The organism is Lysobacter hankyongensis (assembly GCF_039543145.1).
Taxonomy (GTDB): Bacteria; Pseudomonadota; Gammaproteobacteria; order Xanthomonadales; family Xanthomonadaceae; genus Lysobacter_I; species Lysobacter_I hankyongensis.
The window spans coordinates 1-870 of sequence record NZ_BAABJE010000020.1; the positions used below are offsets into that span (position 1 = coordinate 1).

Here is an 870-nt window from a genome sequence, read left to right on the forward strand (position 1 = left end):
CGACGACGAACCCGAACGTGACCCTGAACCCGGCGACGGGTGCGGTGAACGTGGCCCCGGGTACGCCTGCGGGCACGTACACGCTGGTGTACCGGATCTGCGAAGTGCTCAACCCGACGAACTGCGATACCGCGACCGTGACGGTCACGGTGGGCGCGGCGGCGATCGATGCGGTGAACGACAGCTACGGTCCGGTGAACGGTGCGAGCGGCGCGACGACGGCCTCGGTGCTGGTCAACGACACCCTGGGCGGTAGCCCGGTGAGCGTGGGCGTGGGCGGTAACGTGACGCTGACTCCTGGCGCGGCGCCGACGCCGGCCGCGGGTGCGATCACGATGAACGCCGACGGCACGATCACGATCGCGCCGGGCACGACGGCGGGCACGTACGCCTATCCGTACACGATCTGCGAAGTGCTGAACCCGACGAACTGCGACACGGCGACCGCGACGGTCGTGGTGGCGGCAGCCCCGATCGACGCGGTGGACGACACCGGCACGGTGGCGAACGGTGCGACCGGCGGTACGGCGGTGGCGAACGTGCTGGTCAACGACACGTTGAACGGTGCGCCGGCGACGCTGGCGACGGTGACGCTGAGCCAGGTCTCGACGACGAACCCGAACGTGACCCTGAACCCGGCGACGGGTGCGGTGAACGTGGCCCCGGGCACGCCGGCGGGCACGTACACGCTGGTGTACCGGATCTGCGAAGTCCTCAACCCGACCAACTGCGACACCGCGACCGTGACGGTCACGGTGGGCGCGGCGGTGATCGATGCGGTGAACGACAGCTACGGCCCGGTGAACGGGGCGAGCGGTGCGACGACGGCCTCGGTGCTGGTCAACGACACCCTGGGCGGTAGCCCGGTGA

Annotated in this window: 1 protein-coding gene; it reads left to right on the forward strand. The window is 70.1% G+C overall.

All coding sequences use genetic code 11. From position 1 onward, the window contains the following. Positions 1 to 17: 17 nt before the first annotated feature. A partial coding sequence (locus ABD974_RS17110) for a hypothetical protein (protein WP_345304557.1) occupies positions 18 to 870 on the forward strand: 853 nt, incomplete at its 3' end.